The organism is Phenylobacterium sp., assembly GCF_004299445.1.
Taxonomy (GTDB): Bacteria; Pseudomonadota; Alphaproteobacteria; order Caulobacterales; family Caulobacteraceae; genus Phenylobacterium.
The window spans coordinates 53,509-69,322 of record NZ_SCTC01000078.1; the positions used below are offsets into that span (position 1 = coordinate 53,509).

26 protein-coding genes are annotated in these 15,814 nt (G+C 65.4%); 17 read left to right on the top strand and 9 right to left on the bottom strand.

From position 1 onward, the window contains the following. The first annotated feature begins 530 nt into the window (after nt 1-530). Together EPN98_RS21725 and EPN98_RS21730 are read left to right on the top strand one after the other, a co-directional pair. A complete protein-coding gene (locus EPN98_RS21725) occupies nt 531-2,114 on the top strand; it encodes a TROVE domain-containing protein (RefSeq protein ID WP_293365033.1) in 1,584 nt (527 codons plus the stop codon). A gap of 65 nt (nt 2,115-2,179) precedes the next feature. Next, nucleotides 2,180-2,326 (top strand): hypothetical protein, encoded by a 147-nt coding sequence (locus EPN98_RS21730; protein ID WP_293365034.1) that lies wholly within the window; start codon nt 2,180-2,182, stop codon nt 2,324-2,326. Nucleotides 2,327-2,345: 19 nt separating this feature from the next. Here the strand turns inward: EPN98_RS21730 and EPN98_RS21735 are convergent, their stop codons facing one another. The 9 genes from EPN98_RS21735 to EPN98_RS21775 form a co-directional block, all read right to left on the bottom strand. Beyond that, nucleotides 2,346-2,672 carry a hypothetical protein gene (locus tag EPN98_RS21735; RefSeq protein WP_293365035.1) on the bottom strand — a complete coding sequence of 109 codons (327 nt, stop codon included), beginning with the start codon at nt 2,670-2,672 and terminating at the stop codon, nt 2,346-2,348. Beyond that, entirely contained in the window at nt 2,669-3,043 is a 375-nt protein-coding gene (locus tag EPN98_RS21740) for a hypothetical protein (RefSeq protein ID WP_293365036.1), read from the bottom strand. Before EPN98_RS21740 ends, EPN98_RS21735 begins: the two co-directional genes overlap by 4 nt. Nucleotides 3,044-3,126: 83 nt before the next feature. Beyond that, nucleotides 3,127-3,336, bottom strand: coding sequence for a hypothetical protein (locus tag EPN98_RS21745; protein ID WP_293365037.1), 210 nt, complete (start codon nt 3,334-3,336; stop codon nt 3,127-3,129). 259 nt (nt 3,337-3,595) lie between these two features. Then, the gene (locus EPN98_RS21750; protein WP_293365038.1) at nt 3,596-4,357 is read right to left on the bottom strand and encodes a hypothetical protein; all 762 of its coding nucleotides are present in this window, start codon (nt 4,355-4,357) and stop codon (nt 3,596-3,598) included. Next, complete coding sequence (locus tag EPN98_RS21755; protein WP_293365039.1) at nt 4,354-4,818, bottom strand: thermonuclease family protein; 465 nt, start codon at nt 4,816-4,818, stop codon at nt 4,354-4,356. Before EPN98_RS21755 ends, EPN98_RS21750 begins: the two co-directional genes overlap by 4 nt. A 394-nt stretch (nt 4,819-5,212) precedes the next feature. Next, the gene (locus EPN98_RS21760) at nt 5,213-5,437 is read right to left on the bottom strand and encodes a hypothetical protein (RefSeq protein WP_293365040.1); all 225 of its coding nucleotides are present in this window, start codon (nt 5,435-5,437) and stop codon (nt 5,213-5,215) included. Between the two features lie 499 nt (nt 5,438-5,936). Beyond that, on the bottom strand, nt 5,937-7,034 hold the full coding sequence (locus tag EPN98_RS21765; protein ID WP_293365041.1) for a nucleotidyltransferase domain-containing protein: 1,098 nt from the start codon (nt 7,032-7,034) through the stop codon (nt 5,937-5,939). Nucleotides 7,035-7,215: 181 nt separating this feature from the next. Then, entirely contained in the window at nt 7,216-7,518 is a 303-nt protein-coding gene (locus tag EPN98_RS21770; protein ID WP_293365042.1) for a hypothetical protein, read from the bottom strand. Next, nucleotides 7,518-7,778 carry a hypothetical protein gene (locus EPN98_RS21775; RefSeq protein WP_293365043.1) on the bottom strand — a complete coding sequence of 87 codons (261 nt, stop codon included), beginning with the start codon at nt 7,776-7,778 and terminating at the stop codon, nt 7,518-7,520. The genes EPN98_RS21770 and EPN98_RS21775 overlap by 1 nt, the downstream gene beginning before the upstream one ends. Nucleotides 7,779-7,972: 194 nt before the next feature. Between EPN98_RS21775 and EPN98_RS21780 the strand changes: the two genes are divergently transcribed. From EPN98_RS21780 to EPN98_RS21850, 15 genes are all read left to right on the top strand, one after another. Then, nucleotides 7,973-8,464: an LPD29 domain-containing protein gene (locus EPN98_RS21780; RefSeq protein ID WP_293365044.1), complete on the top strand. Its 492-nt coding sequence runs from the start codon at nt 7,973-7,975 to the stop codon at nt 8,462-8,464. Then, nucleotides 8,464-8,727 (top strand): hypothetical protein, encoded by a 264-nt coding sequence (locus EPN98_RS21785; protein WP_293365045.1) that lies wholly within the window; start codon nt 8,464-8,466, stop codon nt 8,725-8,727. The genes EPN98_RS21780 and EPN98_RS21785 overlap by 1 nt, the downstream gene beginning before the upstream one ends. Before the next feature lie 79 nt (nt 8,728-8,806). Next, nucleotides 8,807-9,247, top strand: a complete 441-nt coding sequence (locus tag EPN98_RS21790) for a hypothetical protein (RefSeq protein WP_293365046.1) — start codon at nt 8,807-8,809, stop codon at nt 9,245-9,247. 95 nt (nt 9,248-9,342) lie between these two features. Beyond that, nucleotides 9,343-9,942: a hypothetical protein gene (locus EPN98_RS21795; RefSeq protein ID WP_293365047.1), complete on the top strand. Its 600-nt coding sequence runs from the start codon at nt 9,343-9,345 to the stop codon at nt 9,940-9,942. Between the two features lie 825 nt (nt 9,943-10,767). Continuing rightward, nucleotides 10,768-10,995 carry a hypothetical protein gene (locus tag EPN98_RS21800; RefSeq protein WP_293365048.1) on the top strand — a complete coding sequence of 76 codons (228 nt, stop codon included), beginning with the start codon at nt 10,768-10,770 and terminating at the stop codon, nt 10,993-10,995. A gap of 41 nt (nt 10,996-11,036) precedes the next feature. Then, nucleotides 11,037-11,318, top strand: a complete 282-nt coding sequence (locus EPN98_RS21805) for a hypothetical protein (protein ID WP_293365049.1) — start codon at nt 11,037-11,039, stop codon at nt 11,316-11,318. A 68-nt stretch (nt 11,319-11,386) separates the two neighbouring features. After that, nucleotides 11,387-12,280: a hypothetical protein gene (locus EPN98_RS21810; RefSeq protein ID WP_293365050.1), complete on the top strand. Its 894-nt coding sequence runs from the start codon at nt 11,387-11,389 to the stop codon at nt 12,278-12,280. A 136-nt stretch (nt 12,281-12,416) separates the two neighbouring features. Continuing rightward, nucleotides 12,417-12,959 (top strand): hypothetical protein, encoded by a 543-nt coding sequence (locus tag EPN98_RS21815; RefSeq protein ID WP_293365051.1) that lies wholly within the window; start codon nt 12,417-12,419, stop codon nt 12,957-12,959. Between the two features lie 2 nt (nt 12,960-12,961). Then, nucleotides 12,962-13,216, top strand: coding sequence for a hypothetical protein (locus EPN98_RS21820; RefSeq protein ID WP_293365052.1), 255 nt, complete (start codon nt 12,962-12,964; stop codon nt 13,214-13,216). Nucleotides 13,217-13,557: 341 nt separating this feature from the next. After that, the gene (locus EPN98_RS21825) at nt 13,558-13,773 is read left to right on the top strand and encodes a hypothetical protein (RefSeq protein WP_293365053.1); all 216 of its coding nucleotides are present in this window, start codon (nt 13,558-13,560) and stop codon (nt 13,771-13,773) included. 481 nt (nt 13,774-14,254) lie between these two features. Continuing rightward, complete coding sequence (locus tag EPN98_RS21830) at nt 14,255-14,593, top strand: hypothetical protein (RefSeq protein ID WP_293365054.1); 339 nt, start codon at nt 14,255-14,257, stop codon at nt 14,591-14,593. Between the two features lie 57 nt (nt 14,594-14,650). Continuing rightward, nucleotides 14,651-14,956, top strand: coding sequence for a hypothetical protein (locus EPN98_RS21835; protein WP_293365055.1), 306 nt, complete (start codon nt 14,651-14,653; stop codon nt 14,954-14,956). Next, nucleotides 14,956-15,186 (top strand): hypothetical protein, encoded by a 231-nt coding sequence (locus tag EPN98_RS21840; RefSeq protein WP_293365056.1) that lies wholly within the window; start codon nt 14,956-14,958, stop codon nt 15,184-15,186. Before EPN98_RS21835 ends, EPN98_RS21840 begins: the two co-directional genes overlap by 1 nt. Next, nucleotides 15,183-15,527, top strand: coding sequence for a hypothetical protein (locus tag EPN98_RS21845; protein ID WP_293365057.1), 345 nt, complete (start codon nt 15,183-15,185; stop codon nt 15,525-15,527). Before EPN98_RS21840 ends, EPN98_RS21845 begins: the two co-directional genes overlap by 4 nt. Further along, the gene (locus EPN98_RS21850; protein WP_293365058.1) at nt 15,524-15,811 is read left to right on the top strand and encodes a hypothetical protein; all 288 of its coding nucleotides are present in this window, start codon (nt 15,524-15,526) and stop codon (nt 15,809-15,811) included. The genes EPN98_RS21845 and EPN98_RS21850 overlap by 4 nt, the downstream gene beginning before the upstream one ends. Nucleotides 15,812-15,814 lie beyond the last annotated feature (3 nt).

Below are 15,814 nucleotides of genomic sequence, written 5' to 3' on the forward strand. Positions count from 1 at the left end.
GGTTGGTAGCCGTCAAGCGGGGTCGCTCCTCGTCCCCTGTCGTAGTCACCGCAGTCCCGGCGGCAGCGTCGGCTCATCTGGCCGGTCCCGCCACTCTCGGAACCTCCCCTTGACCTCTGCTCGTCGAGCTTCGATCTCAGGTGACGGTGGAGCGAACCCGAGGCACGTCCAGCACGTCACCGCCATCCATGTCGTTGTCGCTGGAACTCGCGTTCGACCGCACGCCGTTGGAGCAGGGTAGAGCTTGCCGAAGTGGGTAGCGATGGGGTTGTCGGCGGGAGCGGAGTGCATGCCGGCGAGTCTGGCCTGACGAGCCGGGGGCGTGCAAAATAGCCTTGACCCAGTGTACAAAATAATTACACTCATGCTCGACGGGCCGACGCGGGGCGGTTACCTTCATTCGATACCCTCCTCGCAACACCTTGCCCGTCTAAAAACGAATTGGATTTGGCGAGCCGAAGGAGCGCGGTTATCTGGTTGATTCTCCGCGCCCCACCGAACTTGCTCGCTGATTATCTGGGGAGGCCACCATGTACGCGCGACACCTTGGATCGACGCCGCAGACCGAAGCGCTCCCGGGGCAGATCGCAAACAGCGCTGGTGGCTTCTCGTTCGCGGTCGACGACTGGACGCGCCTCGATCGGTTCCTGATCCTCGGGTCGGAAGGCGGCAGCTACTATGCGGCCGAGCGAAAGCTGACCATCGACAACGCGGCCTGCGTCGAGCGATGCGTGGCGCTGGAGGGGCTGCGCACGGTCGCCCGTATCGTCGAAGTGTCCGACTCGGGTCGCGCACCAAAGAACGAGCCGGCGCTGATGGCGCTGGCGATCGCAGCGAAGCGCGGCAACACCGAAACGCGGCGGGCGGCGTTCGCGGCGCTCCCGAGGGTGGCTCGGATCGGGACGCACCTCTTTCACTTCGCCGAGTATGTGAAGGCTCTCGGCGGCTGGGGACGGGCGACGACCCGCGCGTTCTCCGAATGGTACCTGTCGATGGATCCGTCTCGCCTCGCGCTGCAGGCGATCAAGTACCAGCAGCGCGACGGTTGGTCGCACCGCGACCTCCTGCGCAAGGCGCACCCGAAGACGGACGACGCGACCAGGAACGCCATCCTCCGCTGGATGGTCAAGGGCTGGGATGGCATCGGCACCGTGCCGCACGAGGATCCGGTGCTCGTTAAGATCTGGGCGTTCGAGCGAGCGAAGGTAACGACCGACCGCAAGGAACTGATCCGCCTGATCTCCGACTACGACCTGCCGCACGAGTGCGTGCCGTCGGAAGCAAAGGGAGACCCGGCCGTCTGGGAGGCCATGCTTCCGTCGATGGGCCAGACCGCGATGATCCGCAACCTCGGCAAGATGACCGCCGTTGGCTTACTCAAGCCGTTGTCTGCATCAGTGCGCGCAGTGGTCGACCAGCTCGGCGACGTGGCAGCGATGAAGAGGGCGCGCATTCACCCCCTATCCCTGCTCGTCGCGCTCAAGACGTACCAGCAGGGCCACGGCGACAAGGGATCGCTGGCCTGGGCCCCAGTAGCGTCGATCGTAGATGCTCTGGACGCGGGTTTCTACTCGGCGTTCAAGGCGGTCGAGCCGACGGGCAAGCGCCACCTGCTCGCCCTCGACGTGTCAGGCTCGATGGGCAGTACCGCGATCGCAGGCATGGCCGGAATCACGCCGCGCATTGGATCGGCGGCGATGGCACTGGTCACCGCGAACGTCGAGGAGAGCCACGCCTTCATGGGCTTCTCGCACCAGCTTGTTCCGCTGGCGATCTCGCCGCGCCAGCGACTCGACGACGCCGTGCGGGCGATCTCGAACATTCCGTTCGGCGCCACTGACTGCGGCCTGCCGATGGCCTGGGCGGAGAAGAACAAGATCCCGGTGGATGTGTTCTGCGTCTACACCGACAACGAGACCTACGCCGGAAGCATCCACCCGGTCCAGGCTCTCCAGTCGTACCGGCAGAAGACGGGGATCGGCGCGAAGCTGGTCGTCGTCGGCATGGTCGCCAACGAGTTCACGATCGCCGACCCGGCCGACGCTGGCATGCTGGACGTTGCCGGGTTCGACACGGCGGCGCCCGCGGTGATCTCTGACTTCGCCCGAGGATGACGCCTCAGAAACAAGAGTCCGCGGCCGACAGGATCGAAGCGGCCTTGCGCGCAAGTGCTGAGCCGATGACGATCGACGAGCTGTGCAAGGTCGCGCTTGGTCGAGTCGGCGCACGCGAACGAAACCTCGTGCGAGTCAACCTGCATCGACTTGACGAGCGCGGCCTGCTGACGAAATACGCCGCACGTTACGCGATAGAGACAAAGAGTTAGCCGGCGAGTCCGGCGAGGGCTACTGCCTCGGGAATCTGATCGTAAAGGCGACGTGCTCAGCGATCCGCGGAGGAGTCACGGTCAACGCCAGTGTGGCGCCGTCGAAGGCCGCAGATGAGCCAGGGAACGACTTGGCAGCCCAGAACAGAGCGCGGGCCTCGATCTCTTCCTTGGTGAGCGGCGGCGCTTCCAAGTGCCGCACGACGACGTCGCGGGCGGCCGCCATGATGCGGTTCACCCTCCTCTGGTCGGCGATCATGGTGAAGCGCAGCTGCTGATCGACAGCTTCGCCGTGTTCCCGCCCCCTCTCCTCTCGGAGCCAGCGGCGGATGGCGGAGGTCTTCATGGCGTCACGACCTGCACATTCTCCAACTGCGCAGAGGCTTCCCACGCGAGTAGTTCGTTCCATGTCCTAACGATCCTGGACGGGATCATTCCGCGTGATGACTGGAAATCCCGCCACTGGAGGCTGACCGCGCGCTGGATCCCAGCGTCGATCTCTCGCACCTCGGCCTCGGTCAGGCGGACGTCGGCAGCCACGTCGGAAATCGGCACGCCCGCTGCCACGCAGGAGAAGATAGTGATTCTCCTCGCAGCGTTCACCTGACGCCATGCGCGCGCAATGAGATCGGAACGGCGATTCTCTCGGGCGATCAGCGCACGCCACTCGGCCTGGCGCTTCGCCTGCTCGCGTGCCTCCTCGATCTCTTCCTGCAAGGCCAGCTCTTCGGCGCAATTGTGTATGTGGTGACAGGTCCTGCAGACCTTGTCCTTGCTCGGACGCCGCCGCCTCGCAGGCATCACCCGTCGGCCTTCCGCCGCATCGGCCGCTTCGGGATCTTCGACCCGCCGTCCTTCAGGTCCTTGATCGCCCGCGCGCCGTTGAGCACCGGTCGGAACCCGGTCGGCGTGCGCTCGATGCTCATCGTGAACCCGAGAGTGCGGAACGCCGCCATCCACTCGTCGGTGTGGTCCTTGGTCGCCATCAGCCGCCCGTCTTTCGTCGCCACCGAACAGGTCTATCGATCCGGACCGGATTGTCGTCAACGAGGACTGAGCCCCCCTGCGCTTCCTGCGGCTCGACGAGAACGAAGTACCCAGGAACGCCCGTCCTCGCATCCGCCGTGAATAGCCAGCAGTCTCCGATGGGCGCGGCTTCGAAGTCCGAGGCGTCAGGAAACCAGGCCCGGATTGCCGTCTGAGGGTGGCGGGTCTCGCCGGCCTGGTGCGATCCGATCATGTCGAACCGGTAAAGGACTCGGCCCACGGCTACCCTCCCGCCTTCCTCGCCTCTTCGATGCGGGCGAGCAGGATCCCAAGATCGCAGTCCTTCCAGTGCTTGCCCTCGCCGCTGCACTCCGGGCACTGCCCGAACGCCCCGTCACTGTCGCAGCCGGAGAACTGATGCTTGCGGAGCAGTGCCTCCATCTCGGGCGAGAGCTCGGTCACGGCGCGGACAGCCGGCGAGGCGACCACGACCGGGAAGGCATCGTCAGACCGAATCAGCCTCACGCCGTTCGCGTCGACCAACTCGCCTTCGTCGGTCCATCTCCACGGCGGCGGGTACGCCGATCGCCACGGGATTGCCGCTATCTGTGCCTTATCTGTCGGACAGATGCCGTCTGCGAAGTTGACCCGCCTGTCTCCCTCGGAGCACCAGCGGATCAGGTCAGCACAAGGCTCGCAGAAGTTCTCGATCGGGAGTCCCATGAACGCAATTGGCGGGAGCGCTGGTTTCGTGTTGTCGACCGCGAACGCAGCGAACGCGGCCGACGTATCTACGCGCGGCGCGGGGTCGACTTCGACAACGGGTCCTTCAAACGACCCTCCGACACGATGAACGGACTCCGCGGCACGGAAACGGCTTACATCAACGCTGCCGCCCTGGACCTTGATGATGAATCCGTTCGGATCGAGGCACCCGTCGCCAATGAATGAGAGCGTCCGGTACTGCATCGGTCGCCTTGCAACGGTCGGCACCGAGATGACGGCGTCACCGTCCGATCCATCGCCACAATCGTAGTCGCTCATCGTCGCGCCTCCGCTGCCGCCGCCCGGTACTCCACCATCCTCGGGTGCGGGTACTTCCAGCCATAGTCCGCGCAGAGCCCCTCGCGCACCAACTCCAGCCCGAAGTCGGCCCCGTCGGGCAGCCGCACGTAGGCCAGCGTCCGTCGGTAGACGTCAGGCTTGAGGGACTCGCAGGGCCGGGCGGGCTCGAGGACGACGTCTCGGCCGATGAGCAGCTCGCGGGCGCGGGCGGTCGCCGCCTGGCCGCGCGGGACCTGCTCAGCGCACGTTGCGCCACCACGGGCACCGTCGCGCTCGCACTTGGCGTTGCGATGGCTCTCGGGGCAGTCGATGCCGAGGACGCGGATGGTGACGGGGCGAGGGCCGGCCGAGACGACGAAGGTGTCGCCATCGACGACACGGAGGACGTGAGAGGTCGCGGGGGCGCCGGCGGCGAGGAAGGCCAGGAGGAAGGCGATCATGGATTGTCACCCTCATAACCGGCCCCACGCCTCACGCATGTCCTGCTATCGCTCGCGGTGCTAGACTCCTCATTTCCCATGAAGGGCCCCCTATTGGTCGCTGTCATCTTCCTGTCCTTGCTTGCCATCGCCATGGTCTACCTTGTCAATCAAACTCCGGTCCAGCATCCCTAGCGCCTCTCGTTGTTCTCCAGATCGTCCTCGGCTTGCCAGGCCAGGGATGCTGCGCGGGCTAAGTTTAGCGCCCTCAGCCAGAGCCTACGCGTGATGCTGGTCTCGCAGTCGGGGCACGTCACTTCGTCTCGGTTGTCGGTGATGCGAGGCGAGCTGTCCTGGGTCCAGCAGCGCTGCCGAGGCGGGTCTCCGGGGCGCGAGGTATTGCGGTGGGTGAGCTTCACGGTTCCCCCAGCTTCCGGATGGCGGCGACACAATCAGAAACAGCACGGTCATAGGCTGCGTCGCACAGGTCACCTATCACCGGGTTTTCCAAGTGCTCATGCGCGGCTGCGAAGGCGCATGCCTCGATCGCCTCTAGGATGGCGCGCTCGACGAGTCGTCGCCTTTCGTGAGTGTAATTTTCGAACGTTAGCTCCCGCGCCTTATCGCTGGCCCAGCTCATCGACGCCTCCCGTGAAACAGACCCGCCGAGTAGGCGATGGTGGCAAGGGCGATGAGCATGCCGATGATGAGAAGGGCGGTCATCGCGGCCTCAGTTCTGGCTCCCCGCGGTCCCGGCGCATCTCGTTCTCGTCGGTGAGCTTCGGTAGCCTCGCGAGGTACCTGCTCACATCGCCATGACGCGGGCACTTGCCGGCATTGCAGGCGAACCAGCAGCGACCGACGGGCGTGCCGTCGCCGGTCCGTTCCTTGATCGGGCAGTTCAAGACGCTCATCTCCCAGCCCCTCCCCCATGGGTAGTGTTGGGGTCGCTCACGGCCGCACCGCAGAGCAACTAATCGCCGCCTCTTCATAGAACGAATGCCCGCTCCACTTCCGCTTGAGGTGCCCAGCAAGCCACTTCACGAACGGGCGATAGCACGCGCCGCAGAACGCGACCTCGAATCGGGCGTACCAGTTCCCGGTCGACGGATGGTACGGACCATGGCACTGGAAGCACCTCATGACATCGGCCCGTCGATGAAGTCGCCGACGACGGAGACCAGCACCTCGTCAATCTTCTTTCGGTCGGGAGCATGCGGAAGCCTCGACTCGGCGGCGATCGTTCCGAGTCGCGTCTCCATCTCTTCCGCGAACTGCATCAGCTGATCATACGACCAAGCGCCCCCGCGCACCGCCAGGAGTTCTTCGGCGTCGGGCCGCCGCACGCGGACTATGCCTTCGCCGAGGATCTCGATTGCCATCCGCATCAGCCGGACGAGATGCATCGCGTGCTTCGTGTCGTAGCCGTGGGCGCTCTCCAGTGCGGCGCGCTTCTCGTTCCGCTCTTCCTTCCACTTCTGATACGAGACCCAGTTTCGGATCGCGGCGTTGTACTTCCGCTCGGCGACAATGAGCGGGATCAACTGCGGCCCGAGGTCGATCTCTCTGGCTACCGCCGAGACGAGTTCCGCGTCGCGCTCGGCGACCTTGTCCTTCGTCCAGCCCTCACCGCCGAGCGTGTCCTCGAGCTTGCGGATGCGCGCCTCGACCACGCCGAACTGATCCTTGTCCAGCGTCGGTGCGTTCGGAAGGCCGAAGTCCGACCGCTCGGGGTGCTTCTTGGGCGGGTCGAGCAACCACCGCCGGTGTGTCTTGATTCGCTTGAGCTGCGCCATCGCATAGCCGCTGAACGTGTGCTGGGCCTTCTTCGACAAGAAGAGGTCGCGGTGCAGGCGGATGCGCTCCCAGGCGATCGAGGTCAGCAGGACGTCTCGATCGTCGCAGAACAGGACCTCGATGATGTTCGGATTGCAATCAGCAGCGAGGTTCACGAACTTGCGGACGTCATAAATGACGGCGTCGAGATCACCCTTGCACTCGGCCTGCTCGAACCGATGGAGATAGCCGAGGAAATATTCACGCGGCGGGATGGCCACGCCCTTGAGATCAAGATCGGACGTGGGTAGGTTGGTGCCGTAGGCGTGGCTGCCCGACTTCGCGAGGAACATCGTGCGCGCAGGAAGCCACTCCAGGTTGCCGCGGTACCAGGCGAAGGCGTGGCGCCCGAACTCGTCGGTGGTCAACGGGCCTTCGGTGATGATGACCGCCGTGCTCATCTCGCCTTGCCCTTCCCTCCATGGGTCGCTGCATTGCGCTCATCTCTACCGATCTGGATCTTGCGCTTGACCGCAGGCTTTTCTTGCTTCGCCTTTGGCATGCGCTCGTCCTTGTGCGGCTTGCACATGAGACACCCAGCGCGCTGGTGCTTGGGGCGTCGTCGCTTGTGGTTTGCCATCGTTACCTTCGCTTCCCTCCATGGGTCACGCCGTCGCCGGTGAGTACGTCGCCGATCCGAACCGCGCTCACGTCGATACCAAGCAGCCCGCGGGTTTCGCCGGCCGGGACGTCGCAGAGGATGCGCGGACCTGGTGCAATCGGGGCGTCGCTCCAGATCACGGGCCTGCCGTCCGCCAGCACTTCTCCGCCGGGGCCGGCGGAGAGCACGGCGCCAGCGGGGATTTCGATGCTGAGCCCGTTCGGAGACGATAAGCGGATCGCGTAAGGGACAGGGTGGCCAAAGTACAGGCTGAGCACTCCCATCACTTCCCTCCTTTTCGACCATGGGTCACGCCGTCGCGCTCCGATGGGGCGAGTTCTTCGGACGGGTCGACGGGAACCATGGCGTCGTTGATGATCCCCTTCTCACGCAGGAGACCGCGAACCGTCTCGCTTACCGTCTCCCCGGCCTTCCTGGCATGCCGCTTCACGGCACCCTTCTCGGTATGGTTCAGACGGACGCACAGGGGCGGGGTGTCGGCACGCTTGCGGTCGAATCTCGGCACGGTCGTGACGTCATACACTATCTGTGCCGCCGATGCCAGCTGACCTAACTGCGCAGACCCATTCGCGGAGAGTGCGTAGCGTTATACGCAACTGTGTAATGTTATACGCAACGACATGGCCGAAAGTGCGTAGCGTATTACGCACCAAGGGAGCTAAGTCCGCGATACGTATTACGCTAAGGAGTGGCACGGGTAGTGTATTACGCTAAGGCATGACGAACGCGATGCAGGCCGAGACCAGCGCCACCGTTGCTCAGCTCATTCGGGCCGACCTGAAGACCGTCTTCCCCGGCGTCAAGTTCTCCGTGACGACCCGGCGCGGGACTGGCTCCGTGACTGTTCAGTGGGTCGACGGTCCGGCAGTCGATCCGGTGGCGTCTATCGCGGCCAAGTATGAGGCTGGGAGCTTCAACGGGATGACCGACTCTTACGAGTTCCGCAAAGACAGGCCCGCGCACCCGACCTGCCAGTTTACCTTCGCCAGCCGCTCGATCTCGGACGCGCTCCGAACCCGGGCCGAGCGCGACATCGCCGCCAAGTTCGGCGGCACGAGCGTACAGATCATGGATATGGCCTACCAGGCGTTTCGTCGCGCGGATCTACGCCCCGGGTATGCCGGAGTGGCGTTCATCAACGGGCGCTGCGAGATCGTGACCGGGCCGGCGGCCGAGACGATCGCGGTTGCCTCGCCGGAGGTCGCCTAATGTCCTCCCACGCCGCCACCGCCCGGACCGTCAAGGTCATCAAGATCCTCGACCGCGTTCCTGCTGGCGAGACCGCCGCCGAGGTAGCCGCGATCGCCGAGTGGCTCGCCGAGCGTACCAAGGCCGAGCGCGACGCCATCGCGGCCATGGTCGGCGTCAACCCGCCGTCAGAGGAGACCTGGCGGCTGGTCGTCGAGGCCCAGCGGGCGCGTCGACCGAACTCCGCCAACCCCTTCGCCCGCGTTCGAAAGGAGGCCGTGTAGTCATGCGTCGAGTCGACCATCACACCATCGTTGCCGTGATCCTTGTGCTTGGCATCCTCTTGATCAAGGCGGTGTCGCGATGACCGACCCCCGCAACGACCGCCCCTCTGCCGACGACGATCGCTTCGACGACCGCCCTTGCTGCGGTATCTGTGACCGCGCCGTCACCCCTGCGAACTTCGGCGCCTGGGACCGCTGGGACGTGTTCTGTGTCGACTGTCGCAACGCGGCCGAGCTGGCTTATCCCGCTGGTGACGATGGTCTCCCGACCGATGAGGAGTACCATCGCCCCATGACGACGGGAGAGGCGATGGCGATGGCGGTGGAGTCGGCGATGGGAGGGCGGACGCTACTCAACGGACGCGACCCGCACGACGACGGCCTCTGCGACTGCCCGGCCGACATGCACGAGGAGCGGTGCCCGGTCGGGGGCGAGGACGCCGAGGAGAGCACCGTCGAAGTTGTCGCCCCGTCGATGGCCGAGTTGATGGACGATCTGAGAAGGCGTGGCGCCGCCTAGTCGCTTCACCGCAACGCGCGCCATGGCCCATCCGCGCATCGCACTGCTGGGCATGGCACTGCAAAGCCCTCCAAACCAAGGCAAGGAGTTACCGAATGGAACGAGTCAAGGTCACGATCGAAGGGACGACACCGCTGCTGATGAACCGCTTCACCGACGAGGCGGCGGCCAAGGTCAGCGGCGGCACAAGCGCCGTCATGGCCGGCAACAAGGGAACGCCGCGAGAGCAGGCGGCGAAGAAGACCTACGAGGACGAGGCCGGCGTCCTGCACATCCCGGGCACCAACGTCTTCCGCGCCATCATCGACGCGGGCACCTTCCACAAGGCCGGCAAGTCCAAGATCACGACGCAGAAGTCGTCGCTGGTTCCGGCCGCGATGGCGCTGCTGGAGCTGACATGTCCGCTGGCAACGAAGAACGGCGCGCCGAAGTGGGAGGTTGACTCGCGCGCGGTGGTCATCCCGAGCACCGGCGGTCGGATCATGTGCCACCGGCCCCGCGTCGACGAATGGCGACTGTCATTCACGCTGGAGGTCGACACGGGGATGTTCACGCTTCCGCTGGTCCGCCAACTGCTGGACGACGCTGGCAAGAGGATCGGTCTCGGCGACTTCCGGCCGTCCCGCAAGGGGCCGTTCGGGCGTTTCGTCGTAGTCGCATGGGATACCGAGAAGGCAGCGGGCAAGGCGCGCTAGGATGGTTCCTGTCGAGGCGAGGCGAAGCACTGCATGTCGAGGCATCGATCACCGTGGCGATGCTCTGCATGCCGGCGCGAGTCCTTGCGTTCCGAGGCGGGGCTCAGCGTTGCATACCAAGGGATTTACCGCTTCTACGCAAGGGAGGAAGAGCATGAACAAGACGAAGCACGCAGCCCCGGCGGTGTCCCCGTGAGCGCCGCCGCGAAGCCAAGGGCCGTTCACGGAGCTGGGATTCCGTGCGGCCTTCCATCACCTGGCAGCCGGAACCAGGCGTGCGTTCGCGGGCTCCATCCAATGATCGAGGAGGACGCGCTCATCGCTGCGCCCGGCGAACTCGTGACCTGTAAGCGCTGTCGCCGCATCGAGGCCAAGTCGAGACGCTCCCGCCAGGCCGCCACCCCCAAGGAGCAGCCGTGAGCGCCGCCAAGCCGACGGGGGAGCGAGCCAAGAAGGCAGAGCTCCCGAAGTGCCTCGGCTGCGGGCATCGCCGGCCGCACGAGCCGCGCTGCACGGCCATGCGCAGCTGCGGGCCAAGCGGCACGTTCCGCTGCCGGTGCGATGTGCTCGCGGCCTATCCCAGCGCCATCCCCACCGGAGCCCCCAAGTGAGCGCCGCCGGGGAGTGCCGCTGGGTCCTGGCCAATGGCGAACGGGCCTGGCTGTGCGTCTGCGGTGAAGGCTGCGGGGCGCCCGCCGACCCCGCCATTCCCTGCCAGCGCTGCGGCAAGACCGGGGGCCGTGTCACCACCAAGCGTGTCGGTGCTGGCCTGATGTCGTCGTGGCAGTGTCCGCACTGCGACGGGGAAGCGAAGGGAGGCGCGACGTGACCAAGGCCGAGTTCATCCGCTGGGCCAACCGCCGCGAGAAGGCCGCCGATGCCCTCCGCGAGGCCCGTCGGCTCATGGGCGAGATGCTGACGATCAGCGGGCCGAATGGAGAGGGCGCTGCTGACGTGAGGCAGGCCGTCAAGGACACGGAGAACGCGGTTTCCTCCCTGGCACTGGCACTTGAACTAGCCACGGAGACCCGAGGCTACACCCCCTCGCACTAACACCGACGGGGCCGAGAGACACACTGAGAGGAGGGATGCGAATGGGAATGAGCACGCACATAGCCGGTATCGTCCCGCCTGATGAGACCTGGCAAAAGAAGAAGGCGGCCTACGACGCGTGCAGGGAGGCAGGGATTCCGATACCGAAGGAGTTGGACGCGTTTTTCGGGGGTGAGCCGCCGGATCCGTCCGGCGTCGTAATCTCGCTCGACCGAACCGCAGTCGTCAAGGAGTGGTCTTCGGAGAGCGCGAGCGGATTCGAAGTTGATCTCGCCGGCCTGCCGAAGCACATCAAGATTCTGCGCTTCTACAACGCCTGGTGAAGTAAATCGGCACCGCTCCCGACGGGAATCGGGAGCGGTGCCAGAGACAACCGAGAGAGGAGAGAGCGATGTCACATTCCGTTGTTCTGGTTCTGATTCCAGCGAGCACTCCGACCGCCCTGGTCGAAGACACCGTCCGCGATGCACTGGCCCCGTTCGATGAAAACCTGGAGGTGCCCGAGCACGACGAGGAGTGCTACTGCGTCGGGCGCATCGCCAAGGACGCGGGTGAGGCGTTCGCCTGCGCCCAGGTCGGGACATGGAATGCTCTTCGGGCGAGCTTCGCTGCCAAGTTTCCTCTTCCCGCGGGAAAGCACGACTTCGATCTGGGCGAGACCGAGAACGATGCACGTCGGCAGGCATGGGCAGCACACATTTCGGATCACCAGGCCATCGCTCGCCAGCACGCCGAAGCCCACCCGCTCGCCGGCAAGCCCGACCCGGAATGCACCGATTGCAGCGGCGGCGGGACGAACAAGACCACGTCGAATCCGCGCGCGAAGTGGGACTGGTTCACGATCGGCGGTCGATGGACGGGCATGCTCTCCGGTCGTGATCCAGCAGACGACCCCGACAACTGGGAGCCGTGCGAGTTGTGCCTTGGCACGCCGGGAAAGCGAAACGACACCCTCGGTCGAGGTGCGCGCGCGAAGGATCCGAACTACGGCTGCAACGGCTGCCGTCCCGAGAAGCCTGGGTTGAAGATGAAGTGGCGACTCAAGCAGGATCCCGGAGACGTGGCGCCGGTCTCTTCGTTCGTGTCCAACGGGCACGTCGAGAAGAAAGACCAGATCCCGTTCGCCATCCTGGAGCGAGATGGCACCTGGAGCGAGCGCGGCGACATGCACTGGTTCGGCGTGGTGGTCGGAGAGAAGCCGCGCGACGAGTGGAAGGATGCCGCCGAAGCCATCCTGGCTCGCAACCTCGACGCCCTGGCCGTCGTGGTCGACGTTCACATCTGACGCCTGAAGAAAAGCCCCGCCGCCCGACTGGAATCGGACGACGGGGAGAGACAACCGAGAGCCGCTTTCGCAGACCCCAGCGCCACCACGCCGGATCCTGCGACGGCCGCTCTCTCAACGCAAGAGGGAGACCGCCATGTCCGACGCCACCGATCTACCCGCCACGCCAGATCCCCGTCACCGCCCGCCGAAGTCGTCGCGCGAAGTCATCTACGAGGCGTGCCGCTGGGCCGCTGACCACGGCATCCCCGTCCTCGCCACGGCCGAGCCCGGCGTCACCTGCACGTCGAGGTTTCCCGCGACCTGGGAGTGCGACCCGCACTTCGAAGGGGTAAGCCCGCTCGGCGCTGCCATTCTCTACCGCCAGCCCGACTGCGCTGACGTAGAGACGGCCGAGTGGCTGGCGGCCGGCGAAAGCCGCATGTGGGCCGTGGGGTTCGTTACCGGCGTGGCGGGTCTCAAGGCCGACCCGTCTTGGTCGCGGAGCCCGTGCGGGCCTCTGACGACCAATGCCTACTTGTTCGGGCGGGAGATCTACAACCTCGCGCACATGACCGTCTGCCCGAACCACCCGTCGGTGCGCCACGAGAAGGGCGGGACATGCCCCCGGTGCGCCGCCGAGGCGAGTGACTCGGCGCTGACCCCGATCGATCCGAACGCCGGCCGGTGGGAGCGCTAGCCATGCCTCTCGACTCTGTGGACCGAGACCTGCTCATGGACCTGCTGGGACGGTCGTCGCTGACCGTCGTCCTGGAGACCATGGCCGACATCTACGACCAGGGCATCGACGGCAAGGAGTGGGTGGACTGCGCTGCTGCCCGGGGCATTGTCTACGACGTTATCGACACCGTGGCTCCCGTGGTGGCGAGAGCCCGGGCCGAGCTCTCCCGGCGGGTCAAGGACGGCGCCGGCCTGGCGCGGGACATGGGGCTCTAGATGCTCCCGCACGACATGGACCGGGCCGTCTTGGCGCACATGATCGAGGGGCGCGGCGAGGATGGTGGGTTCAGCGCGGTCTTCGAGGCTCTCGCCCTGTACGCGGCCGCGCGCGAAGAGAAGGCGCCCGAAGGTCCCGAGAGAGACCGTTGGGGCGCCGCCTCTCGCCTCGCCAGCAGGTCGCCACCCGCAGCGCCGCAGCCGAAAGCGGGGTCACGGTCGAGGCGCACATTCGGTCCCGGGTCGAGCACATCCAGGGGCGCGTGTTCGGCGCGGGGTCGCAATTGACCACCAAATGACCACTCCCACGGGCGGGCGATGAGGGACATGGTGAAATCGTCATGAACGAACGAAAGCGCAAACCAACGAAAGAGCCGCTGCCGCCCGCGATGGCGTCCCGCGTACGCGAGCTGATCGCCAGGGACGGCGAGAACTCGGTCGCGAATGCCTTTGGGCTCTCGGCTCCGACGCTCGGCAAGGCGGCGGGAGGGATGGGCGTGGAAGCGGGGACGCGGGCGAGGATCGAGTTGGGGCTGGCGCGGATGGAGATGGCGTGATGCAGGGCCTATCCGTTTTTGTCGCGAACTGGGAAACAACGACGGGTCTCGCACTCGCGAAGAAACTCAACGTGGTCGCCTGCGACGGTGGGGCCGGTGATGAGCCGTGCGGATTCCCGGAGTGCCTGGCTCGCGGATGTCCGGGTGTGTGCAATGAGTGCGAGGAGAGCGATGACTACGAGTGCGAGGTCTGCAAGGAGCGCTGTTGCCTGGGTTGTGCAGGGAAGCACGATTGCACGGCGCGGTTCGAGGAAGGGAAGGCGGTGACGACGTGAGCGACAGAAATCAAACAGAGGCGCCCCCGGTCGCCCCGGAGCTTCGCTTCTCCTGCGACAACTGCCACGGCGCGGACCTGCCAACGCTCTCGGTGCGCGCGCACGGCGGCCGAGCGCGAGGAACAGCGGATCAACCGAGCACTCGGCAAGCTCGACACGAACCTGCTTCGCGACGAGGCCAGGGATTCCGACGACGGAGGTAGGCCGTGAGCGCCGCCAAGTCTACGGGGGAGGCGCAAGGCACCCCGGTCGAGAGCTTCTCCTCCCTGCGCAAGGGGGACGTCATCCGCGAGACGAACTGCCCGGCATGCGGCGGCGAGCACATCGTTACGCTAACTAAGCTCGGCACGTTCACCGACGACGACCGCCGACGCGCCGGAGGCCAGCGCTGGCGCAAGGGCTGGCAATACAAGCCCGACTGCCGCCCCGGCGAGAAAGGGTTCCGCGCAATCACGGAGCGCCTCATAGCCGCCGGATGGATCTACCTCGTGCGTTCAGCGACCACGCCCAACGTGCCACGTGGAACACAGGACGAGGAACCATGAAGACAATCGCGGGCAACGTGACGGACGAAAACCAAACCAAGGACAAGGAGCAAGCACATGAATAGCGACACGATCGTGATCAATGGAGAGACGTACGCCAAAGTCAAGGCCAACCCAGGAAAGCGTGCCGTCGTGGTGGTCGACCGTGGGTGGGTATTCGCTGGCGATGTGTCAGAGGATGATGGGCGCATTCGACTGACCAGGGTCGTATGGGTTTTTCGATGGGAGTCGATCGGGTTCGACGGCGTTCTGAAAGACCCGAAATCCAGCAAGGTCATGCTGCGCAAACTGGACACGGGTGTGGACTTGCCAGCCGACGCGGAGGTGTTCCGATGTCCGGTTGCGGACGATTGGGGCATGTAATGCGTCCGATCGGCTACGGCAACGGCTACGGCAACGGCAACGGCAACGGCAACGGCTACGGCGACGGCAACGGCAACGGCTACGGCAACGGCAACGGCAACGGCAACGGCTACGGCGACGGCAACGGCAACGGCTACGGCGACGGCAACGGCTACGGCTACGGCAACGGCTACGGCAACGGCTACGGCTACGGCACGATCAGGAGGCGCTCCCGGCGTAGACCAACATGAAGACCGCGAGGGAGGCCGCTCACGCGCTGGCCAACAACCTAGACGCCGCATGCACGAGCCTTGATGTCATCGGCTGGTTTCACGGACCCAGGTGCGATGTAGACACGGTGCATTTCGCTGGCCGCGATGCCGAGTTGGTCGATCAGATCGCAAAGTGGCTGGAGAGCAAGGCTGCCAAATGGCTAATGTCCGCCGGCAACGCCAGGGCCAGCATGAACCATGTTGTCGCATGGCACCGCAGCCGAGAACTGGAGGACGTGGCCGCTCGGCTCCGCGCCGGTTCCTGGCGCGCCGATCTTGCGACCGCCAGCAGAACACAGGACGACGGGGGAACGGCATGACGACCGAAGGAACGGAAGCGACCGAACAAGACTCAGAGACCAAGGAAGCGCGTGCGTGGTGCCGATCCGTCTCGGCGCCCGACGACAAGATGTATCTCTATGTCCATCGACCGACTGATAAGGCCGATGGCTACTGCATCTCGGTTCACGGACCGGGGGTCATGGCGCAGTTCCGATCGTCTGAGACGCTGCTGCGCGAACTGCATCGGGTGATTGGGGACGCGCTGTTCGGGGAGGTGGAGGAGCGGGACGACACGGATGAGGAGAGAGGAGTGACGACATGAGTG

What these genes read in the sequence shown, in the direction of transcription:
- EPN98_RS21725 (WP_293365033.1), top strand. Translation starts at nt 531, where the DNA reads ATGTACGCGCGACACCTTGGATCGACGCCGCAGACCGAAGCGCTCCCG.
- EPN98_RS21730 (WP_293365034.1), top strand. Translation starts at nt 2,180, where the DNA reads ATGACGATCGACGAGCTGTGCAAGGTCGCGCTTGGTCGAGTCGGCGCA.
- EPN98_RS21735 (WP_293365035.1), bottom strand. Translation starts at nt 2,672, where the DNA reads ATGAAGACCTCCGCCATCCGCCGCTGGCTCCGAGAGGAGAGGGGGCGG.
- EPN98_RS21750 (WP_293365038.1), bottom strand. Translation starts at nt 4,357, where the DNA reads ATGAGCGACTACGATTGTGGCGATGGATCGGACGGTGACGCCGTCATC.
- EPN98_RS21755 (WP_293365039.1), bottom strand. Translation starts at nt 4,818, where the DNA reads ATGATCGCCTTCCTCCTGGCCTTCCTCGCCGCCGGCGCCCCCGCGACC.
- EPN98_RS21760 (WP_293365040.1), bottom strand. Translation starts at nt 5,437, where the DNA reads ATGAGCTGGGCCAGCGATAAGGCGCGGGAGCTAACGTTCGAAAATTAC.
- EPN98_RS21765 (WP_293365041.1), bottom strand. Translation starts at nt 7,034, where the DNA reads ATGAGCACGGCGGTCATCATCACCGAAGGCCCGTTGACCACCGACGAG.
- EPN98_RS21770 (WP_293365042.1), bottom strand. Translation starts at nt 7,518, where the DNA reads ATGGGAGTGCTCAGCCTGTACTTTGGCCACCCTGTCCCTTACGCGATC.
- EPN98_RS21780 (WP_293365044.1), top strand. Translation starts at nt 7,973, where the DNA reads ATGACGAACGCGATGCAGGCCGAGACCAGCGCCACCGTTGCTCAGCTC.
- EPN98_RS21785 (WP_293365045.1), top strand. Translation starts at nt 8,464, where the DNA reads ATGTCCTCCCACGCCGCCACCGCCCGGACCGTCAAGGTCATCAAGATC.
- EPN98_RS21790 (WP_293365046.1), top strand. Translation starts at nt 8,807, where the DNA reads ATGACCGACCCCCGCAACGACCGCCCCTCTGCCGACGACGATCGCTTC.
- EPN98_RS21795 (WP_293365047.1), top strand. Translation starts at nt 9,343, where the DNA reads ATGGAACGAGTCAAGGTCACGATCGAAGGGACGACACCGCTGCTGATG.
- EPN98_RS21805 (WP_293365049.1), top strand. Translation starts at nt 11,037, where the DNA reads ATGGGAATGAGCACGCACATAGCCGGTATCGTCCCGCCTGATGAGACC.
- EPN98_RS21810 (WP_293365050.1), top strand. Translation starts at nt 11,387, where the DNA reads ATGTCACATTCCGTTGTTCTGGTTCTGATTCCAGCGAGCACTCCGACC.
- EPN98_RS21815 (WP_293365051.1), top strand. Translation starts at nt 12,417, where the DNA reads ATGTCCGACGCCACCGATCTACCCGCCACGCCAGATCCCCGTCACCGC.
- EPN98_RS21820 (WP_293365052.1), top strand. Translation starts at nt 12,962, where the DNA reads ATGCCTCTCGACTCTGTGGACCGAGACCTGCTCATGGACCTGCTGGGA.
- EPN98_RS21825 (WP_293365053.1), top strand. Translation starts at nt 13,558, where the DNA reads ATGAACGAACGAAAGCGCAAACCAACGAAAGAGCCGCTGCCGCCCGCG.
- EPN98_RS21835 (WP_293365055.1), top strand. Translation starts at nt 14,651, where the DNA reads ATGAATAGCGACACGATCGTGATCAATGGAGAGACGTACGCCAAAGTC.
- EPN98_RS21840 (WP_293365056.1), top strand. Translation starts at nt 14,956, where the DNA reads ATGCGTCCGATCGGCTACGGCAACGGCTACGGCAACGGCAACGGCAAC.
- EPN98_RS21845 (WP_293365057.1), top strand. Translation starts at nt 15,183, where the DNA reads ATGAAGACCGCGAGGGAGGCCGCTCACGCGCTGGCCAACAACCTAGAC.
- EPN98_RS21850 (WP_293365058.1), top strand. Translation starts at nt 15,524, where the DNA reads ATGACGACCGAAGGAACGGAAGCGACCGAACAAGACTCAGAGACCAAG.